Consider the following 20,062-nt stretch of genomic DNA (forward strand, 5'->3'; position numbering starts at 1 on the left):
CCTGTGCTGTGCTTGACAGTACAGGGAAACATTCTACAGTGCCGAAACCCTATAAAATTTCAATTTCTTCTACGTAAAACAGTAACTGAGAACGGTTTCCTATGGTCACGATTACATTGCCTGATGAAAGTCAGCGCAAATTTGACGGTCCCGTCACAGGGCATGAGGTGGCTGCATCCATTGGTCCGCGTTTGGCCAGTGATGCTTTGGCTGTGGTTGTTAATGGCGAGTTGCGCGATACTTCCTATACCATCACCACCGATGCGACCCTGGAAATTGTGACCCGGAAACACGCCGAAGCCCAGGCGCTGTTGCGTCATGACTGCGCGCATGTAATGGCGGAGGCCGTGCAGGAACTTTACCCGGATACGCAGGTTACCTTTGGGCCTTCGACAGATACCGGATTCTACTACGATTTTGCCCGCAAGGAGCCTTTCTCGTCTGATGATCTGGAGAAGATCGAGGCGAAGATGCATGAAATCATTGCCCGGGATCTGCCTTTCGTCCGCGAAGTCTGGGACCGGGCGACGGCCAAAGAGTTCTTCCTTGCCAAAGGCGAGAAGTACAAGGCTGAACATGTTGACAATATTCCCGGTGATGAAGACCTCACGATCTATCGCCAGGGAGACTGGCTGGACCTGTGTCGCGGTCCTCATGCTCCCTCGACCGGGAAGATCGGCAAGGGCTTCAAGCTGATGAAGGTCTCCGGTGCCTATTGGCGTGGCGACAAGGATAATGATCAGCTGCAGCGGATCTATGGGACCTGCTGGTCTGACGAGAAGGAGCTGAAGAAGCACCTGCTCATGCTTGAAGAAGCCGAAAAGCGCGATCACCGTCGTCTGGGCAAAGAACTCGGCTTGTTCCATCTGCAGGAAGAAGCTGCGGGCTCCGTATTCTGGCACCCAAAAGGCTGGGCACTATATCGCTCGCTTGAAGACTATATGCGCAAGCGTCTCAACGTGGCGGGTTATCAGGAAGTGAAAACGCCACAGCTGATTGATCGCTCGCTTTGGGAGGCATCGGGCCACTGGGAGAAATTCCGCGAAGGCATGTTTATTGCCAGTTCCGAAGATGACCGCACTCTCGCGGTCAAGCCGATGAACTGTCCTGGGCATGTACAGATTTTCAAACAGGGTCAAACCAGTTATCGCGATCTGCCGTTGCGGATGGCCGAATTTGGTGCCTGCCATCGAAACGAGCCTTCAGGAGCACTCCACGGTCTGATGCGTGTCCGCGCCTTTACCCAGGATGATGCACACATTTTTTGTACCGAAGACCAGATCAATAGCGAGACAGTCATTTTCTGTGACTTGCTCAAGCTGGTGTACAAAGATCTTGGTTTTGAAGACATCGTTGTCAAATTCTCTGACCGTCCGGAAAAGCGTGCGGGTACGGATGAAAGTTGGGACAAGTCGGAGGCAGCCCTTCGTGAAGCTGTTGAAGAGGCAGGCCTTAGCTATACAATGAACCCGGGTGAGGGAGCATTCTACGGTCCAAAGCTCGAATTTGTGCTCAAGGATGCAATTGGTCGGGACTGGCAGTGTGGAACGCTGCAGGTTGACGTGATCCTGCCAGAGCGCCTTGATGCTTCTTACATTGGTGAGGATGACAAGCGTCATCGTCCCGTTATGCTGCACCGGGCGATTCTTGGGTCCTTCGAGCGTTTTCTAGCCATCCTGATTGAACAGTATGCAGGCAAGTTTCCACTTTGGCTGGCGCCGCAACAGGTTGTGGTTGCCTCGATCACGACGGATGCCAACGACTATGCGCTTGAAGTCCGGGACAAGCTTAAGGCAGCTGGTCTTCGGGTTCAGGCGGATCTGCGTAATGAGAAGATCAATTACAAGATTCGCGAACACAGTCTGAGCAAAACACCGGTTATTGCCGTTGTCGGACGTCGGGAAGCAGAGGAAGGGAAAGTTGCTCTGCGTCGTCTTGGTGGCAAGGACCAACAAATTATGACTTTGGAAGAGGCACTTAGCTCACTCGCAGAGGAAGCCAGGTCTCCTGCTGAAGGATAAGCGATAAAAAATAACTTTCTGGTTGCCGACCACTGGGGGTTATTGGCATTATGCCGGGCGTAATGGTAGAATACGGTCGGAATTTTTAAGATAATGATCTGCTGCTGGTGCCAGCTACCAGCGATTTTGGGATAACAGGAATAACGGGAGCACGACAATAGCACGCCCTCCAATGACAACACCCCCGCGCATCGATGGTCCGCGGGTAAATGAACGAATCACAGTCAATTCTGTCCGCCTTGTCGATGAAGAAGGCGAACAGGTTGGTGTGGTGTCAACAAGAGACGCGATGAAACGCGCGCTCGATGCCGGACTGGATCTTGTCGAAGTTTCTCCAAATGCGGAGCCACCAGTATGCAAGATCATGGACTATGGCCGTTTTCGTTTTGAGACGCAGAAAAAGAAAAACGAAGCTCGCAAGAAACAAAAGATTGTTGAGCTCAAGGAACTTAAGGTTCGCCCCAACATCGATACGCATGACTATGATGTGAAGATGCGGGCTGCGAACAAGTTTATTTCTGCGGGTGACAAGGTCAAGGTGACGATGCGTTTTCGTGGCCGTGAAATTACCCATCAGGACATTGGTCTTGATGTTCTCAAGCGTATCGAGACGGATCTTGACGAGATCGCTAAAGTCGAATTGCGGCCCAAGATGGAAGGCCGTCAGATGATTATGATTTTGGCTCCGAGATAAGAGCCAGATCTGGATCGTACAAAAAAAGCCGCTCGTTTCCGAGCGGCTTTTTTATTGCCTGTAAGGTATCGGTTTTGTCGATGGAGGGTATAGCTGTGAAAAAGGCTTCGCTTGTCGTAATCGGAGGCGGAATACTGGGCTGTTCAACGGCCTACCACCTTGCAAAGCAGGGCAAGGAGGACGTTCTTTTGCTGGAACGTCGGGATCTTGCTACAGCTTCCTCTTCGCAAGCTGCTGGGCTTATGTTCAGGATATCTTCTAAACCTGCTGTTGATTGTCTGAGTCGCAGGACATTTGAACTCCTGTCTGAATTGGAAGAAATCACAGGTGATGGCCTTGATTTTAAAGCTGTTGGCAGCTTGAGAGTTGCAGAGAGCGAAGCCAATAAAGCCAGTTTACTGAAAATTCTGAACCGCGCGGGAGCAGAAGGGATCTCTGTCGAAACGGTGGACCGGCAGTGGCGGTCTGAAATGTTGCCCTGGTTTTCTGCAGCAGATGATGCCCTGACGGTTTTTTTCAAAGAAGAAGGCTATATTGATTCCTATCGTTTGACCCGTGCCTATGCAAAAGCGGCAAGATTGTTCGGGGTGGAGATCAAAACGGGTGTATCTGTGCGGGGCATCAGGGTGGTAAATGGTGTTGTTACGGGTGTCGAAACTGACCAGGGGGTGGTTGCCTGTGACAGTGTTGTTGTCGCTGGTGGGTCCTGGTCGAATGATCTGACCCTTCCTCATGGTATTGCATTGCCGATGGTTCCCACCCGAAGCCACTTCTGGATCGCTGCAGCAGAAATAAATTTCGGAGAGCGCCAGCCAATGATGATACATGGAGATGCCGGGGCTTATACCCGGCCTGAGGTGGGCGGTCTGTTGCTTGGGGTTCAGGAGGCGCATTCCCGTACTTTTGATTATCGGCTTCTCCCGGAGGATATATCGTCTTTTGCCGTCACCGATGAGGGAGGCGAATGGGACGCCTTGATCGAGGCAGAGGCAAGAGTCTCAAACTTCTTCCCTGGTTTGGCAACGGCCCGTTTTGAGCACTATATGGCCGGACTCTCAGCTTACACCCCGGATGGTCACTTTCTTTTAGGGGCCGCAAAAGCCGTTCAGGGGGTGTTCGTAGCAGCTGGATGCTGTGGTTCCGGAGTGATGGCTTCGGGTGGTATTGGAGATGCTCTTGCCGAACTGATTACACAGGGGCAAAGCCAATATGACCTAGCGCCTTTTGATCTGCAGCGGTTTGGTGACGTGGCGCCTGCTTCAGAGGCATTTCAGCTTCTTTGTGCCAGTGCTCGGGCGAGAAAGGCGAAGTAAAGCCATAGGGGCCAAAATTCCTATTTTGGCCCCTATGGCTTTGTATTATTTTGCCTCGGTTCTCCAAAACTTCTTGTTAGCGGCTTCCCGTAACGACTGGAAGGCAACGTAGAGTGCCGGGATAAAAAGGATGCCGATGGATGTGGCAGCAACCATGCCTCCGAAGACTACGAAGCCGACAGCAACCCGGCTGGCAGCACCGGCACCAGAAGCAAAGATCAGTGGCAAGACCCCAAGGATGAACGAAAGAGCCGTCATCATGACAGCCCGGAAGCGTAATGAGGCGGCCTCAAGGGCAGCTTCACGGATAGCGAGGCCTTCTTCACGACGTACCTTGGCAAACTCGACGATAAGAATGGCGCTTTTACTGGCAAGGCCGATCAACATAACCATCCCGATCTGAGCGTAGAGATTGTTGTCGAGAAAGGGGAGCAATGCCATGGGCAGCAGAGCGCCGAACCCGGCAATGACAACCGATACAATGACCGAGAGAGGGGTAGTCCAGCTTTCGTACTGGGCCACAAGAAAGAGGTAGGCAAAAACCAATGCCAGAGAGAAGATGATGGCAATGTAACCACCCGCTTCCTGCTCCTGCTTGGAAGTCCCTGTCCATTCCAGACCGTAGCCATCAGGAAGGGCCTGCGCTGCAGCTCGTTCCAGTGCGGTGATCGCATCACCGGTACTGTAGCCTGTTGCAGGAGAGCCCGAGAGCGATGCGGAGCTGAACTGGTTGTATCTGGCGACAGACAAGGGGCCCAGGATCGGCTTTATCTCAACCAGACTACGCAGGGGAACCATATCCCCATTGGCATTTTTGACATGGATGCGGCCGATGTCATCTATGCTGTTTCGATATTTGGCTTCAGCCTGGATCTGGACCCGGTAAACCTTGCCATAGAGATTGAAGTCGTTGATGTAGGACGAACCAAGATTGGTTTGCAGGGTCGAGAAAATATCGGCGATTTCAATACCCAGAACTTTGGCTTTTTCTCTGTCTACCTCAAGAAAAAGTTGAGGTATGTTGGCTGAATAGGTGCTGAAAACATTGCTTAGTTCGGGTTGCTGATTGGCTGTAAAGGCAAGACTGCGTACGGCAGATGCCAGTTCCTGCGGTGTGCGGCCGAGATAATCCTGCACCTGGGCTTCAATCCCGCCGCTGGTTCCAAGTCCCATGATCGGAGGGAGCGGGAAGGCGAAGGCCTGGGCCGAGGCAATGCTTGCAAGTTTGGCGTTTATTTTGCCGAGGATCGCGTACCATTTTAGCTCCGGGCTCGTCCGCTCGTCCCAGTCGCTGAGGATAGGAATAAGCAGGGCAGAATTTGAGGCAGAGCCAGATAACAGGCTGAAGCCTGTAACAGAAATGACATCCGTTACACCTTCTTCAGCAAGAAGCATGTCTGTGATTTCTGCAGTCACCTCGTTGGTTCTCTCCAGAGAGGCACCGTCGGGTAGCTGTGCGTTCACAAAGAAAACGCCCTTGTCTTCCATGGGGATAAAACTGGTTGGGACAACTGAAAACATATAGCCAGTAACAACTGCAAAAATCCCGAGAACGGCCATGGAAAGAAGAATTCGACGTATCATCAGCGCCACGATACGGACATATCCGTTTCGGGTTTTGTCCACCATGGTCGCGAAGAGTTTGAAAATCCCGCGGGCTTCGCCTGAATCAGATTTTAACAGAAGGGCACAGAGTGCCGGGGAGAGGGTGAGGGCATTGATTGAGGACAAGACAACGGCAACCGAGATTGTCACCGAGAATTGTTTATAGAGCTCGCCCGTGATTCCGGGCATGAAAGAAACAGGAATAAAAACAGCCAGGAGCACCAGTGTTGTCGCAATAACCGGGCCTGTAACTTCTTTCATGGCCAAACGCGTGGCTTCGGGGGCAGATTTGCCGGTTTCCTTGATGATACGCTGTACATTCTCGACAACAATAATGCTGTCATCAACGACGACCCCAATTGCCAGGATAATGGCAAAAAGGGTGATCATGTTGGCGCTGAACCCAACTGCGTAGAGGACAGCGAAAGTCCCGATCAGCGATACGGGGATTGCCAGGGTTGGGATCAGGGTTGAGCGCCAGTCGCTTAGAAACAGGAACGTTACAGCAACCACCAGACCAAAAGTGATCATCAGTGTCTGGAGCACTTCCTCGATTGATGCCCTTACTGAATTGGTGGTGTCATAGAGAATTTTGTATTCCATTCCCTGGGGGAAGCTGACCGAAAGCCGATCCAGTTCGGCATAGATTTCATCGGCGACATCCAGTGCGTTTGCACCGGGCGACTGATAAACTGCAATGGCAGCGGTCGGGCTGTTGTTCAGCTTGGAAGCAGCTGAATAGCTCTGGGATCCAAGTTCGAGGCGTGCAACATCCTTGAGGCGGATAAAGGAGCCGTCATTGTTAGCGCGGACAATGATATCTTCAAATTCTTCGGGGGAGGTAAGTCGGCCTTTTGCCTGTAATGTGTATTGGAACTGGGGTGTACCTTCAAACGGGGGGGCACCCAGTTGTCCGGCAGTTGCCTGTATATTCTGGCTTTCAATGGCTGCGGCGACATCTTTTGTGGTCAGGCCGAAAGCTGTGAGTTTGTCGGGATCAATCCAGACCCGCATCCCGTAATCAAGGGCACCAAACTGGGATACACTTCCCACGCCGTTAATTCTGGCCAGATTGTCCTGGATATAAATTGAGGCATAGTTGCTGAGAAACAGGGTATCCTGGCTGTTGTCCGGCGAGACAAGATTGATGACCAGAAGCATCGAGGTTGATTGTTTTTGCGTGATAACACCTTGCCGGATAACATCCTGAGGCAGAGAAGCATTCGCTGTGGCGACCCTGTTCTGTACATTCACTGCAGCAATGTCAGGATCAGTGCCGACAGCAAAGGTTACTGTCAGTTCATAGCCCCCGTCATTGTTGCTGGTTGATGACATATAGAGCATGTCATCAACCCCGTTGACCTTTGCTTCGATTGGGGCTGCGACAGACTGTTCCACGACGGTGGCATTCGCACCGGGATAGGTGGCTGTAACCTTAACCTGCGGCGGAGTGATTTCGGGGTATTCGGCGACAGGCAGGCCCTTGAGGGCGATGATACCAGCAAGAACAATGACGATGGAGATGACGAGGGCAAACTTTGGACGATTGATGAAAAAAGCTGAAAACACGCTCAGGCTCCCTCTTCAATCGGGTTGACCTGCATGTCGGGTCTGACCTTCTGTATTCCCTGAACGATGATCCGCTCGCCCTTAAGCAGCCCGTTTGTGACCACCCAGTCATTCTCAATCTGTTCACCGACTTCGATTCGCCGCACCTCGACCTTGTGGTCCCGGTTAACAGCTAAAACAAAGTAGCCCTGCTGATCTTTCTGAACGGATGATTGGGGGATGACGAGGGCTGGACGGGTTTCTTTTGCCCGGACGGCAACGTTCACAAATTGCCCAGGCACCAGAAGATGATTTGGATTGGGGAAAACAGCCCGGGTGGTGATCGAGTTGGTGTTTTGGTTTACTTCCGTGTTGATGAAATCAAACTCACCCGGGAATTCATAGGCTTTTCCATCAGACAAAGTAAGTGTCGGGGTGACTGTCGGTTTAGTGATCGAGCCATTTCGACGAACCTCAAGGATGATTTTGTCACTGACAGGAACGTTTACATAAATCGGGTCCATACTGGTAATAGTCGCCAGCGGTTCGCTGCCCGGATTGACCAGATTTCCGACACTATAGCGGGAGCTGCCGATCTGGCCGTTGATCGGGCTGTGGATTTCGGTGTAGCTCAGATTCAGCTCTGCCTTGCGAAGAGAGGCTTTGGCCTGCATGACACTCGCCTGGGCAGAGGTTTCATTGGCGAGCGAGGTATCAAGTGATGCTTCTGAGACGACTTTCTTTTTTCTCAGCTCTTCTTTGCGACTGAGATCTGAACGGGCATTTTTCAAGGTTGCTTCTGCACCTGCCAGATCTGCCTGGCTTTGAGCTACGGTGATTTCATAGGGAGCTTTCTCAAGGACATAGAGCAGGTCTCCTTCTTTGACGAGAGCCCCTTCAGTGAACAGGCGCTGTTCAAGAAAACCTTCCACTCTGGCCTGAATGAAAACTTTTTCCTTGGCTTCGACCCGACCGATAAAGCTGAGTTCCGGAGCGATATCCCGCTCGGTAACGGTGGTTACAGTCACACTGGGGAGGGGGGCTGCGCTCTCTTGGGCCAAGGTCTGTGTACTATGGAGAAGGTTGGTTGCTGCTGCAGAAATCAGAGCTGCCAGACTCCAGGGGGTGAATTTGCGCATGGGTTTCTCTCGCTGTTGTCGGTCTCAGAATCTGACTTTTTGTAATAACTGTCCGGGATAAGTATTGTCTTGAAATTATATTTCAATACCCTTCGGTATGTTTTGTGTGGTTTTGCTGTTGCGGAAATAAGACTATACATGATCAAACGATGAAAATTGTTCTTAATTTTCAAGAACGATTTCGAGCAGGATCTATTCAGTCCAGCCGGGGCTGTGGGAATGTCGTCGTTCCAGAATCTTAAGTCTCTTGCCTTTGTGGGGAAAGGGTACTATAAACCCCGCCATTGTCGGGTGGCATGTGCCAAAGGGTATGCCTAGTCACTCTGAAAAGAACCTGTTATTTAAAGGAAAGAAAATGCCCAAACTTAAGACGAAATCTGGCGCGAAGAAACGCTTCCGCCTGACCGGAACTGGTAAAGTCGTTGCTGCCCAGGCAGGGAAACGGCACGGGATGCGCAAGCGTTCACAGACAATGATTCGTAACGCTCGCGGGACGACAACTCTCTGTGAATCAGATGCTCGCATCATCAAACGTAATTTTCTCGTTAACAGTTAAGGTTAGGGAAGTAGCAATATGGCTCGTGTAAAACGGGGCGTGACTGCGCGCGCACGCCACAAAAAAATTACTAAACTTGCTCGCGGCTTCCGTAGCCGTGGTAAAAACGTCTTCCGGGTTGCCGTACAGCGGCTGGAAAAAAGCTGGCAGTATGCTTACCGCGATCGTCGCGTTAAGAAACGCACTTTCCGCGGTCTGTGGATCCAGCGTATTAACGCCGGTGCCCGCATGCACGGTATGACCTATTCCCAGTTCATGAATGGTGCCAAGAAAGCCGAAATCGGTCTTGACCGTAAAATTCTGGCGGATCTTGCTGTTCGTGAGCCAGCAGCTTTCGCAGCTGTCGTGGAAAGAGCAAAAGCAGCTCTGGCGTAATTAAAAGCGCCAGGCTCTGCGATAGGTGACTATCCGAAGGCAGCATCCGGTATCCGGATGCTGCCTTTTGTCTTGGTTGCCCAGATAACCCCGAAGCCTGTTTTCCCGGGCTGTTCCCTTGTTCTGCCCACCGCGTGTGGTGGGCTTCATGATGTTGTTAGCGCACAATGTTCTCTCTCCGAACCTTTGTTTCCCTGCTGTTTGGCCTGTTTTTTCTGACAAGTTGTAATGAGGGTGAATATTCCCCTGATACTTTTGTCGTGCGGCAGAGAACGGTGGACGGGCAGACAATAGGAGATCTGGTTGAGGAACTTGCGGGGCGAAGCGGGAAAGTCACTTGGCTCTCCGAGCCTTGGGATGCTAAACAGTCTGAAGAGGTAATCCGGGTCACGGCAACGGTTCGAAAAGAACTGGACGGTATCGAGCGAGAGCTGATTTTGCTCTATCGTTTTGACAAAATTTCCCGGGATATTGTCCTGGATCAAGTCCTGTTTGATGGCCGGATACAGAGTATTACCGGTGGTGCGATGGCCATGTTGGCGATGAAGCTTGAATAGAGATAGAGGGGGAATTCCCCCGCGACTGGAAGTAGTGGAATGGAAAATCTGGAAGAACTCCGTGGTGCCTTGCTGCAGCGGGTAGAAGAAGCAGCCGACCTTGAGGCTCTTGACAATGTACGGGTACAGGCTCTGGGTAAAAAGGGCGAGATCACTCAGCGGATGAAAACCCTGGGTGGCCTTGATCCTGAAGCGAGAAAAGCTGCCGGGCAGGCCTTTAACCTGATCAAACAGGATGTGGCCGATGCCCTGGATCGTCGCAAGGAAATCCTGCATGAAGCGGCTTTGTCTGAACGTCTCGCCCGTGAGACTATTGACGTTTCCTTGCCTGCACGCCCGGTCACAATTGGAAAAATGCACCCGATCAGCCAGACACTGGAAGAGCTGGTGGCGATCTTTGGCGAGATGGGGTTCTCTGTCGCACAGGGGCCGCATATCGAGGATGATTTTCACAATTTCACGGCCCTGAATATTCCGCCAGAACATCCCGCACGTCAGGAGCTTGATACCTTCTATATGCCCGAACGGGAAGATGGTACCCGTTCGGTACTGCGAACCCATACATCTCCTGTGCAGATCCGGGCTATGCAGAAGACGACCCCGCCGATCCGGATTATCGCACCGGGCCGTACCTTCCGTGCTGATCACGATGCGACACACTCCCCGATGTTTCATCAGGTAGAGGGACTCGTGATCGATGAAAAAACCAATATGGGACATCTCAAGGGTGTTCTGATCGAATTCTGCCGGGCCTATTTCGGAGTAGAGGATCTGCCTCTGCGTTTCCGCCCGAGCTACTTCCCTTTCACAGAACCTTCTGCTGAAGTGGATATCGGCTGCAGTCGTGCAGACGGGCAACTGAAAATCGGGGCTGGTAATGACTGGCTCGAGATTCTCGGCAGCGGGATGATCAATCCGAAGGTTCTTGAAAACTGCGGCATTGATTCAACCAAATATCAGGGATTTGCCTTCGGGATCGGGATCGAGCGCCTGGCCATGCTCAAATACGGTATTCCCGATTTGCGGACTTTCTATGAAACAGATCTGCGCTGGATGAAACACTATGGGTTCCTGCCCATGGAAATGCCCAGCATGGTACGTGGTCTGTAAGGAAGGATTGAGGTAATGAAATTCACATTGAACTGGTTGAAAGATCACCTCGATACAGATGCTTCCCTTGAAGCGATTGTCGAAAAACTTTCTCTGATCGGCCTTGAAGTTGAAGGCGTAGAAAACAAGGCTGAAGAGCTGAAAGCCTTCAAGACAGCGCGCGTTGTCGAAGCGGTGCAACATCCCAATGCGGATAGATTACGTGTCTGTCAGGTGGAGACTGCTGAGGGGACGAGCCAGGTGGTTTGTGGGGCCCCCAACGCCCGTACAGGTATGATTGGTGTGTTTGCGCCAGTTGGCAGCTTTGTGCCGGGGATCGATCTGTTGCTCAAGCCTGGCAAGTTGCGCGGGGAAGAGTCCAACGGAATGTTGGTTTCCGAGAGAGAAATGGGGCTTTCCGACGAACACGACGGTATTATTGATCTGCCTGATAATACCAAAATCGGCGTGCCGCTGGCGGAAATTCTTGGCCTTGATGATCCGGTTATCGAAATTGCGATTACACCGAACCGCGGAGATTGTCTGGGGGTGCGTGGTGTGGCACGTGATCTGGCTGCGGCCGGGTTGGGTAAACTCAAGCCACTGAAAACTGAAAAACTTGCCGGAACCTTCAACAGCCCGATCAGCTGGAAGATTGATGCTGAAGTAGCAGACAAGGTACCCTATGTTGCCGGACGTTATTTCAAAGGGCTGAAAAATGGCCCAAGCCCCAAATGGGTTCAGGATCGTCTGCGCGCGATTGGCAACCGTCCGATCTCGGCACTGGTTGATATCACCAACTATGTTTCTTTTGATCTTGGCCGACCATTACACGTGTTTGATGCAGACAAGTTGTCTGGTGATCTGGTTATGCGTAATGCAAGGGATAACGAAGAATTCCTCGCCCTTGATGACGAAACCTACAAGCTTGCTGATGGCATGGTTGTCATCGGGGACAATACAGCTGTCCAGGGCATTGGCGGCGTTATGGGCGGCCTGAATTCAGGCTGCAGCGAGACAACCAGCAACATGTTCCTGGAAGTAGCCCTGTTTGATCCGGTTTCTGTTGCGGTCACCGGGCGCAAGACCGGAATTAATTCCGATGCGCGCTATCGTTTCGAGCGCAGTGTTGATTCCGCTTCGGCTGACTGGGGTATTGATGTTGCGACCCGGATGGTGCTTGATCTTTGTGGTGGTGAGGTAAGTAGCCTGACCTCTGCAGGTGAAATCCCTTCTGCCAAACGTGTTCTTGAGTTGCGTCCGGAACGGGTCGAACAGCTTTGCGGTGTTGCGATCGCCAAGGAAAAACAGGTCGAAATTCTCTCCGTCCTCGGCTTCGAGGTCGAGGAAAAGGATACTGTTCTCTCGGTTGCGGTGCCAAGCTGGCGCAATGATGTGGAGATGGAAGCCTGTCTGGTTGAGGAGGTTCTTCGTATCCATGGGTACGAGAATATTCCCGAACTGCAGATGTCGAGTGATCACTATCTGCCACAGGGTGTTCTGACCCTGGCCCAGCGCAGAGTTTCAAATGCGCGGACGGCCTTGTGCTGGCGCGGGCTTGACGAGGCCGTTACCTTCTCTTTCGTGTCCCGTGCGCAGGCTGATCTTTTTGGCTCTGTCCCTGATTGTTTGCGGGTGGCCAACCCGATCTCGACAGATCTGGACACCATGCGTCCCTCTGTCCTGCCGACGCTTTTGGCTGCTGCGGCAAAGAATACAGACCGTGGGTATAGCGATAATGCCCTGTTTGAAGTCGGACCACAGTATCAGGATGATACAGCAAAAGGGCAGCTGGAAATGGCCTCTGGCCTGCGCTCGGGCAAGGCTTCAGAACGGCATTGGGAAAACGCACCGCGCCCGGTTGATCTTTTCGATGCCAAGGGGGATGCGCTTGCCGCACTCTCAGCTGCAGGGGCCCCGGTAGACAATCTTCAGGTCTTTACAACAGCGCCTTCCCACTACCACCCCGGTCGTTCAGGAGCTTTGGGGTTGGGTCCGACGAATGTGCTGGCCTATTTTGGGGAATTGCATCCTCGGGTTCTTGGAGCCATGGATATCAAAGGCCCGGTTGTGGCATTTGAAGTCTTCCTCGAGAAGATTCCCCAGCCCAAGGTTAAAAAGGGCGAGTCCAGCAATATCAAGCCGGCCCTGGTCCTGTCTGCCTTCCAGCCGGTCGAACGTGATTTTGCTTTCCTTGTGGATGATACTGTTGAGGCAGGAAGGTTGCTTCGGGCGGTAATCGGTGCAGACAAGAACCTGATCAGCAATGCTGTTCTGTTTGATATCTATACCGGAAAGGGTGTTGAAGAGGGGAAAAAATCCCTGGCGGTAACGGTTACTCTACAGCCAAAGGATCATACCCTGACAGATGAGGAAATTGATGCGGTTTCCCAGAAAGTTCTGGCTCAGGCGATGAAGGCGACAGGGGCGGTCCTGCGCAGCTAAGCCGATAGTCCGGCAGAATTTGTCGAGTAGGAAAGCCCCGGTTGTGATGAACAGCCGGGGCTTTTATTTCCTATGGTCGATCACAATTGCGCGATTGAGGATAGGCGACAAACTAACGGTTTGAACTTTAAGTTGTTATTGAATTTCTTCCGATGAGACGAGGATCATTTCGGCTTTGCTGTTCCTGTGAGCAGAGGCTCATAAGTGTGTTATACTATTTGTGACTAACCAGGGGGTGATCTGGGGGAACGTCGCTAGGAGACACTTATGTCATTACCTGCAAAAGACTTATCTCACCAGAGTACGGTCCGTGAAGCTGTCGGCGTTTTTCATACAGCAAAAGAACTGGAAGCAGCTGTTGATGCCCTCTTGAGTGCCGGTTTTGACCGCTCTGAGCTTAGTTTGTTGGCGAGTGAGAACTCTGTAAATGAAAAACTGGGTCATCGCTATAGTTCGGTCGCTGAGCTGGAGGATGATCCTGATGTCCCCAGAACCGCCTATGTGGAACAGGATTCAATCGTGGAAGGCAAGACGGCACTGATTGGTGGTCTGGCCTATATTGGGGCCGTGGTCGCGGCCGCGCCTGTTGTTGCTTCTGGAGGTTCTCTGGCTGTTGCGATAATTGGTGCTGTTCTTGCTGGTGGCTCGGCGGGTATTTTTGGCACCTTTGTTGCCGAGTGGATCGGCCATAAACATGCCCAGGACATAGAAAGCCAGCTCGAACATGGTGGTTTGTTGCTGTGGGTAACACTCAGGGATGCTGCCCACGAAGAAAAGGCACTGGCTATTCTGGCCGCGCAGGGAGCAGCGGATGTCCATTGTCACGATCTTCCCGCCCCGGATGATCCTGCTGACAATCCCCTGTCAGGTGTCACAGTGGATCCTTTCTTGCCCGGCGCCACCATCTGACTGATATCACGCGGAATAGCAGGCAGTGGAAGAGCTATGTGACCTCTTCTGGCAGGGCCGTATTTTCAAACACGTCTCATGTGAAAAATCGTGCAGTATCAACGCTGTCTGAATTTGGGATATTTTTCCTCTCGGCAAAATATTCCTGTGAATGATTATGGTAACTCGTTGATTTATATCTGTTATAAAATGGTCTGAAACTTGCTTTGCACTGTTAAATCGTTTTGCAAGGTGGGTTGGTGTGAGTGTGAATCTCGATGTCGTTTCTTTGAGCAGTGTATCTGGTTATGGAAGCCAGGGGCTTGGTGCTCCCGTTCCCACGCCGGATACGTCTGTTTCCGGACAGACAAACAAAGCTGCAGAAGACAAGGGGAAAGAAGATCGCTTTTCCTCGGCCTTTAAAATCACGCTTTCCGAAGAAGCCAAAGCCCTGATTGCGCGAATGGAGGGGGCTGTCAGGCAACCTGGTGATGTTCGCTTTGAAGATCTTTCTGCCGAAGAACAGAGCAGGGTTCGCTCTCTGGAACAGCAGTTAAGCCAGATTTATGGAACTTTACCTAACCGCAAACTGGATGAAGAGCAGAAAGCTGCTGTGGGCGAGATCCATGTGGAATTAAACGAATTGCTCGGGTTTCGACCAAAGGTCATAGACCCTTCGCATCATACCCTGGTACAGCGTCTGGAGCAGGAAGCAGACAGACTGTTATCTGATCCGGCAAAGCTGCTTTCGGAAACTGAAGAACGTCAGTTGGCCGTGATTTATTCTCATCTGGAGAGTTTGCAGGGGGTTTCCTCTGTCAGCTATCAGACTCCCGAACATCTGTCGGAAGAGGTTGCCAGTCTGCAATCGCGGCTTGACCAGATCTATGGCATTAGTGAAATCAAGTTGCCAAATTCTGATGAAATGAAACAAGCGACCCAGATCTTCAAGGATCTGGCAGGCATCTATGACGGTGCATTCAAACGGATGATGAAGCTGGACGGTCCAGAATAATTCCCTGAAACTTCCTTCTGCAATTTTTCCCCTGTCTTTATCGGTATCGAGAAGAGGACTTAAAAGGGGGAGCTTACATTTGGCCTTTTCGATGAGTGGCTATTGGAAAATTCACTTTTAATCTGTTCCATGCTCTCATGATCCGGGGATGGCAGCTGTAAGGGGAGGGTGATGGTGACCGTTGTTCCCTCTCCAAACTTGCTCTCTATCCTGAAGGTGCCGTGATGCAGGGTGACAAGGCTCTTCGTGATATAGAGACCAAGGCCGGTGCCCTCGTGTTTTTTACGTAAAGTACTTTCTCCTTGATAAAATGGGGAGCCGACGAGAGGGAGTTGATGTTCAGGAATGCCGAGGCCAAAATCTGTAACCGTTATTTTTAACTCGTCTTTTGCCGTTTCTACGGCCTTGAAGAGGACTCTGGAGCCGGTGTGGGAAAACTTGATTGCATTTGCGATGATATTCAGCAGGATCTGCAACAGGGCTCGATGATCTGCCGGGATCGGTGACAGGGAATTCGAGATTTCTGTCTCAACCTGTAATGAGCGGTTTTCTGCCCTGGGGGCGAGCATACGTATTGCCGAAGCCGCGACTTCGGCGAAATTGATATCCTCCATTTCCAGAAGATAGCCCCCAGCCTCGATCTTTGAAATGTCCAGAATATCCGAGATTAAACTGAGAAGATGTGTGCCGCTGTTATAGATATCTTCCGAGTATCCCTTGTACTGTTGCTGTTCTATAGGGCCAAACATTTCATTCCGCATCAGATCTGAAAAGCCGATAATAGCGTTCAGAGGCGTTCTCAGTTCATGGCTCATGTTGGCAAGAAACTCGGATTTTGCCTGATTGGCCGCTTCAGCCTCTTCCTTGGCACTGATCAGATGTGTTTCAATCTGGCGTCGTTCCCGTATTTCGAACAGGAGGGACAGCAGGTGTGTGACCGAGGCGGTGAAACTGATTTCCTCAAGCGGCCAGTTGTAGGTTTTGCGTGTCCTCTCAACAGAAATAATGCCGATCAGTTCATTGTTCTGAAACAGTCCGGCATCGAGAATAGACTGTATGTTGTATTCTTTTAGATAAAGATCCAGAAAGCCAGTCATCTTGCTGTTGGACAGGCAATCTTCTTCAGCAAGAATTCTTTTCTGCTGCATAAGCTGGTAATAGTCCTCACAGCCTGCAACGGGAATGGTTGATGGGGGGGAGCTATGCCTGTCTTCATCTGCTTCGTAGACATTGTGGCACTCCAGCTGCTGTTTTTCTTGATTGAGAAACCAGATTGAGGTCCGGTCTGAGCGCAGGGTAAGGCAGACTGTTTTTGTCACCTCCATTAAAGCCCGGTCATCATTGTTCTGGTAGAAAATATTGTTCTGGACCAGGGATTTAAGTGCATTTATCTGTTGCTCGTTCCGCAGTTTTAACAGCTGTTGCCTTTCGTGATCTCGCGAAAATATACCCAGAATGGAGTTGCCTCTCCGGAAGATCAGAAGGCAGAGAATAACGGCGAGGACAAGTGCTCCGGCTGTCCAGTATAAACTTTTGTGCAGAAGAATGGTTCCGGGCAGATCAAGATGCCAGTCCAGAATGCCAATTACCTGGCCACTGGAATCCGCCATGATGAAGCCATTCGTGATTGTATTTTTATGATCTGCTGTGAAGTGAAAATCGTGTAATCCAAGGAACGTGACGAGGTCGCTTTCTGGCGAGAGATCTATTTCCTTGAGTAACACCAGGTATCCTCTGGGGGTTTCCGGATTGGTGAAATCAATTTCCCGAGTATCAGAGGTAATTAGATTCAATCCGACCATGTAGAGCTGATTCTCTATTTCAAGAAAATCGGAAATCTGGCGGGTCTCTTCTGACAGGTTTTTTGTTTCGAGAAAAAGCTTGTCCAAACTTTCTGAAAAGGCTGTGGTTGCGAAAAGGGGTGAGTTTTGAAAACCGACAGATTGAAAGATTTTTTTGCCCTGGGCATCCAGGACCAGAGAGCCGGAAATTTCGAATGTCTGTTCGAGATATTCGCCGATATTGTTTTTTGCCCATTCCGGATCAAGCTTCATGACCAGCTTTGAATAGGAATCGTCCCAATAGCTGTAGTCGTAGGTAAGGCGTTTATGGGATAGAAGATTTTTTTGAAGAGAGGCCTTTACCAGTCGAATATAATCCTGACGGGTTATTTCGTCCTGCTGGTTCGCACTATAAAAAACGACACTGAATACAATGGTTATGAATAAGCCAACCAGAAGTAGAATCTGGAAGAAAATTCCGTATATGAGACGCCGGTAATGATCCATAAATTTTAACCTTGGTCAGTCCCTTTTAATAACTATAACAGAGATTGGTGTTTATCGGGGTCCCTGCTGGTATGAGAAGTCGTGAGGAGCCTAAGCGACTTTTTCTTCCATGAAAAAATCAAGTGATCGCCAGCGTATCCTCCAGTTTTTTCTGTTCTGTCGTATCTTGTATTCGAATAGCTTGTGGTCTCTGAAATGAGGCGACGGCCTGACTTTCATCTGGAACAGATCGGTTAGACCGAAAGGTGACAGGAGTTCAATCTGCCCGGCATTATTAATCCGGGCAGCGATGGCAGTTGCTGTTTCCGGCCAGTGTCTGAGAGCATCTGAACAGTCCAGATAAGGTCGATCACGATTGACCAGATGCATTCGGGCCTGATTTTTTACGGACCACTTCCCCAGTCCTGTCTTGCTCTCGGGCAGTTGTTGTTGCAGTCGATTCTCGATTTCCCGCTCGGTTTTTTGCCGGGTGTCCTGGGGGGAAAAATAGATAACATCCAAATCGTTACAAAGTGGAGATTCTTCTATTCCCGACAGGGCATCCCAAACAGAATTGCGGATAGCCCCAGCTGCGACCCAGCCCTGGGGGAAGACGATATGCAGGCATTCGAGCACCTGTCGATGAAGCTGGCTTTCTCGCAGGTGTTGAAGCAGTATTTCCCTGTAACGGGCTTCTTCTTCTGTTGTCTTGGTCATCGGCCGTGTCTCACGAGCTTCTGGACTGGGTACGCCAGCGCTTGAGTGCGTACTGAATGTGATTGCCATCAAAGCGGTCTTCCTGCCAGTTTTTGGCAAAGCTGGCTGTATTGCTTTCCGGAAGCTCGGAAGCTGCAAGTTCGTGGAATCTGATCCTGGTCGGAAAATTCACCCCCTCTCCCACAACAATAGCTTCCTGATTGCGCAGAGATGGAAGGGACTTCAGCAGGCTGGAAGAACTCTGGGGCAGAGTCCGTTGCACAAACATCTGGTCCCGTTCATTGCTCATCCTGAGCGAGAACATGGTGTTGCACTGTGACAGGATGGTTTCGGAAAGTTCAGAGGGTCGTTGGGTGATCAGGCCAAGAGAAACACCATACTTTCTGCCCTCCTTGGCAATCTGCTCAAGCGCCCGTCGGGTTGGTTCAAAGCCTGAACTTCTGTCAAAAGGCACATAGCGGTGTGCTTCTTCACAGACAATCAGGATCGGGATCGGATCGTGACGATGTCCCCAGACGGCAAGATCAAAAATTGTTCGGCACAAAAGGGAAACCATAACGTCAACGATTTCCGAGGGGACACCAGAGAGATCAAAAATGGAAACTGGCTTTCCTTCATTGGGAATGCGCATCAGCTTACTGAGCAGGAACGCCATGTTGTCACGCAGGGCGACATTGCCAAACATGAAGGCATAGCGCCGATCATTCCGGAGATTATCCAGCCGGGTTTTCAGACGCATATAAGGAGCCAGCTGCTCAGGTTTGCCGAGTTGCCCCATCATTTCATCAATGCGATGGACCATGTCCGAGAGCTTGTAAGGGACGGGTGTGTCGACTGTCAGGGTATTGACGTCAACTTCCTGGCTGCCCCAGGCAAGTTTTGCTGTGAGGATCGCATCCTTCAGGATGCCTGCCTCAATGTTGCGTGCAGCGGGTTCCTTGCTGCAGTAGATCTCGACCGTTTCTTCGAAATTCAACAGCCAGTAAGGCAGCTTCAGGGAGTCGGGGCTCAGGCACTCAGCCCGTTTTTTAAAGGCAGAAGAATATTCATTGTGGGGATCGATCAAAATGATGTGACCGCAGGGGTGGCTGTCGAGAATTGATTTCAGGATGACTGTGAGTGAACAGGATTTCCCACTGCCTGTGGTGCCGAGGATGGCAAAGTGTTTTCCAAGCAGGGCATCGGTCATGATATAGGCGGGCAGTTTTTGTTCCTGCGCCAGGGCACCGACAACAAAACAGGGTTTGTCAGGCCGGGCATAGATCTCGGCAAGTTCCTCCTGTCCGACCATCTCGACTTCTGAACCGAGGACCGGAAAGCGGGAAACGCCGCGCTGGAAACCGGGAATGTCACCAGGCCCTGGAGCACTCAGCTTTTCACCCAGAAGATCAATCGACATGATCTTGGCATCAGAAGGGCTGGGAGGCATGGAGGGTGTGGGGATCGCCATGTCACTGATCAGGCCGAAAGCAATGGCGGTATCACTTTCGATCCGCACCATTTCCCCGATAGATGGCAGGTCGATATTCGGCGCAACGCTGGCGGTTATACTGTCGCCACTGATGGAGGTTACAAAACCGATTGGGGCTGAACTCACTGTATGATCCCTAAAGTATAATCCTGAAAAACAAACATGATTTCCTGAATAATACCCGGGAAAAGTTTACAGGGGCTTTATCCTCGCGATTGAAGTTATCATGAGGAAAGAGAAGAGAAGCGGGATATCCTTTGTCACCTGAGGGGAATATTCCAGCGGCGGGTTCTGTCCCATGCAGAGATCCATTGCGTCATGGCTTATAAAAGCTTATCTTCCGCCGAATTATTGACAGGCAT

At 51.1% G+C, this 20,062-nt stretch carries 15 protein-coding genes; 10 read left to right on the forward strand and 5 right to left on the reverse strand.

The window, feature by feature from the left end; translation table 11 throughout:
* Window positions 1-101: 101 nt before the first annotated feature.
* From thrS to B152_RS0102520, 3 genes are all read left to right on the forward strand, one after another.
* The gene (gene thrS, locus B152_RS0102510) at window positions 102-2,021 is read left to right on the forward strand and encodes a threonine--tRNA ligase (RefSeq protein WP_020590802.1); all 1,920 of its coding nucleotides are present in this window, start codon (window positions 102-104) and stop codon (window positions 2,019-2,021) included.
* A 172-nt stretch (window positions 2,022-2,193) separates the two neighbouring features.
* Window positions 2,194-2,715 (forward strand): translation initiation factor IF-3, encoded by a 522-nt coding sequence (gene infC, locus B152_RS0102515; RefSeq protein ID WP_020590803.1) that lies wholly within the window; start codon window positions 2,194-2,196, stop codon window positions 2,713-2,715.
* Window positions 2,716-2,810: 95 nt separating this feature from the next.
* A complete protein-coding gene (locus B152_RS0102520) occupies window positions 2,811-4,028 on the forward strand; it encodes an NAD(P)/FAD-dependent oxidoreductase (RefSeq protein WP_157230780.1) in 1,218 nt (405 codons plus the stop codon).
* A 45-nt stretch (window positions 4,029-4,073) separates the two neighbouring features.
* Here B152_RS0102520 and B152_RS0102525 read toward each other — a convergent pair whose 3' ends face one another.
* Window positions 4,074-7,202, reverse strand: a complete 3,129-nt coding sequence (locus B152_RS0102525; protein ID WP_020590805.1) for an efflux RND transporter permease subunit — start codon at window positions 7,200-7,202, stop codon at window positions 4,074-4,076.
* A gap of 2 nt (window positions 7,203-7,204) precedes the next feature.
* Window positions 7,205-8,320 (reverse strand): efflux RND transporter periplasmic adaptor subunit, encoded by a 1,116-nt coding sequence (locus tag B152_RS0102530; RefSeq protein ID WP_020590806.1) that lies wholly within the window; start codon window positions 8,318-8,320, stop codon window positions 7,205-7,207.
* Window positions 8,321-8,675: 355 nt separating this feature from the next.
* On the opposite strand from B152_RS0102530, the gene rpmI reads away from it, so the two are divergent.
* The 7 genes from rpmI (at window position 8,676) to B152_RS0102570 (ending at window position 15,245) form a co-directional block, all read left to right on the forward strand.
* A complete protein-coding gene (gene rpmI / locus B152_RS0102535; protein ID WP_020590807.1) occupies window positions 8,676-8,876 on the forward strand; it encodes a 50S ribosomal protein L35 in 201 nt (66 codons plus the stop codon).
* An 18-nt stretch (window positions 8,877-8,894) separates the two neighbouring features.
* Entirely contained in the window at window positions 8,895-9,251 is a 357-nt protein-coding gene (rplT, locus tag B152_RS0102540; protein ID WP_020590808.1) for a 50S ribosomal protein L20, read from the forward strand.
* A gap of 167 nt (window positions 9,252-9,418) precedes the next feature.
* On the forward strand, window positions 9,419-9,808 hold the full coding sequence (locus tag B152_RS0102550) for a hypothetical protein (RefSeq protein ID WP_020590810.1): 390 nt from the start codon (window positions 9,419-9,421) through the stop codon (window positions 9,806-9,808).
* A 39-nt stretch (window positions 9,809-9,847) separates the two neighbouring features.
* Window positions 9,848-10,918, forward strand: coding sequence for a phenylalanine--tRNA ligase subunit alpha (gene pheS / locus B152_RS0102555; protein ID WP_020590811.1), 1,071 nt, complete (start codon window positions 9,848-9,850; stop codon window positions 10,916-10,918).
* Window positions 10,919-10,933: 15 nt separating this feature from the next.
* Window positions 10,934-13,342, forward strand: a complete 2,409-nt coding sequence (pheT, locus tag B152_RS0102560) for a phenylalanine--tRNA ligase subunit beta (RefSeq protein WP_020590812.1) — start codon at window positions 10,934-10,936, stop codon at window positions 13,340-13,342.
* A gap of 267 nt (window positions 13,343-13,609) precedes the next feature.
* Window positions 13,610-14,251: a hypothetical protein gene (locus tag B152_RS0102565; protein WP_020590813.1), complete on the forward strand. Its 642-nt coding sequence runs from the start codon at window positions 13,610-13,612 to the stop codon at window positions 14,249-14,251.
* Window positions 14,252-14,492: 241 nt separating this feature from the next.
* Window positions 14,493-15,245 carry a hypothetical protein gene (locus B152_RS0102570; protein WP_020590814.1) on the forward strand — a complete coding sequence of 251 codons (753 nt, stop codon included), beginning with the start codon at window positions 14,493-14,495 and terminating at the stop codon, window positions 15,243-15,245.
* A 59-nt stretch (window positions 15,246-15,304) separates the two neighbouring features.
* Here B152_RS0102570 and B152_RS24895 read toward each other — a convergent pair whose 3' ends face one another.
* The 3 genes from B152_RS24895 to B152_RS0102585 all read right to left on the reverse strand — a co-directional run bounded on the left by B152_RS24895 (window position 15,305) and on the right by B152_RS0102585 (window position 19,826).
* A complete protein-coding gene (locus B152_RS24895) occupies window positions 15,305-17,533 on the reverse strand; it encodes a sensor histidine kinase (RefSeq protein ID WP_020590815.1) in 2,229 nt (742 codons plus the stop codon).
* Between the two features lie 90 nt (window positions 17,534-17,623).
* Window positions 17,624-18,229, reverse strand: a complete 606-nt coding sequence (locus B152_RS22225; protein ID WP_020590816.1) for a nucleotidyltransferase family protein — start codon at window positions 18,227-18,229, stop codon at window positions 17,624-17,626.
* 10 nt (window positions 18,230-18,239) lie between these two features.
* A complete protein-coding gene (locus B152_RS0102585; RefSeq protein ID WP_020590817.1) occupies window positions 18,240-19,826 on the reverse strand; it encodes an ATP-binding protein in 1,587 nt (528 codons plus the stop codon).
* Between the last annotated feature and the right edge of the window lie 236 nt (window positions 19,827-20,062).

It is taken from the genome of Kiloniella laminariae DSM 19542 (assembly GCF_000374005.1).
Lineage (GTDB): Bacteria > Pseudomonadota > Alphaproteobacteria > Kiloniellales > Kiloniellaceae > Kiloniella > Kiloniella laminariae.

What these genes read in the sequence shown, in the direction of transcription:
- thrS (WP_020590802.1), top strand. Translation starts at nt 102, where the DNA reads ATGGTCACGATTACATTGCCTGATGAAAGTCAGCGCAAATTTGACGGT.
- infC (WP_020590803.1), top strand. Translation starts at nt 2,194, where the DNA reads ATGACAACACCCCCGCGCATCGATGGTCCGCGGGTAAATGAACGAATC.
- B152_RS0102530 (WP_020590806.1), bottom strand. Translation starts at nt 8,320, where the DNA reads ATGCGCAAATTCACCCCCTGGAGTCTGGCAGCTCTGATTTCTGCAGCA.
- rpmI (WP_020590807.1), top strand. Translation starts at nt 8,676, where the DNA reads ATGCCCAAACTTAAGACGAAATCTGGCGCGAAGAAACGCTTCCGCCTG.
- rplT (WP_020590808.1), top strand. Translation starts at nt 8,895, where the DNA reads ATGGCTCGTGTAAAACGGGGCGTGACTGCGCGCGCACGCCACAAAAAA.
- B152_RS0102550 (WP_020590810.1), top strand. Translation starts at nt 9,419, where the DNA reads ATGTTCTCTCTCCGAACCTTTGTTTCCCTGCTGTTTGGCCTGTTTTTT.
- pheS (WP_020590811.1), top strand. Translation starts at nt 9,848, where the DNA reads ATGGAAAATCTGGAAGAACTCCGTGGTGCCTTGCTGCAGCGGGTAGAA.
- pheT (WP_020590812.1), top strand. Translation starts at nt 10,934, where the DNA reads ATGAAATTCACATTGAACTGGTTGAAAGATCACCTCGATACAGATGCT.
- B152_RS0102565 (WP_020590813.1), top strand. Translation starts at nt 13,610, where the DNA reads ATGTCATTACCTGCAAAAGACTTATCTCACCAGAGTACGGTCCGTGAA.
- B152_RS24895 (WP_020590815.1), bottom strand. Translation starts at nt 17,533, where the DNA reads ATGGATCATTACCGGCGTCTCATATACGGAATTTTCTTCCAGATTCTA.
- B152_RS22225 (WP_020590816.1), bottom strand. Translation starts at nt 18,229, where the DNA reads ATGACCAAGACAACAGAAGAAGAAGCCCGTTACAGGGAAATACTGCTT.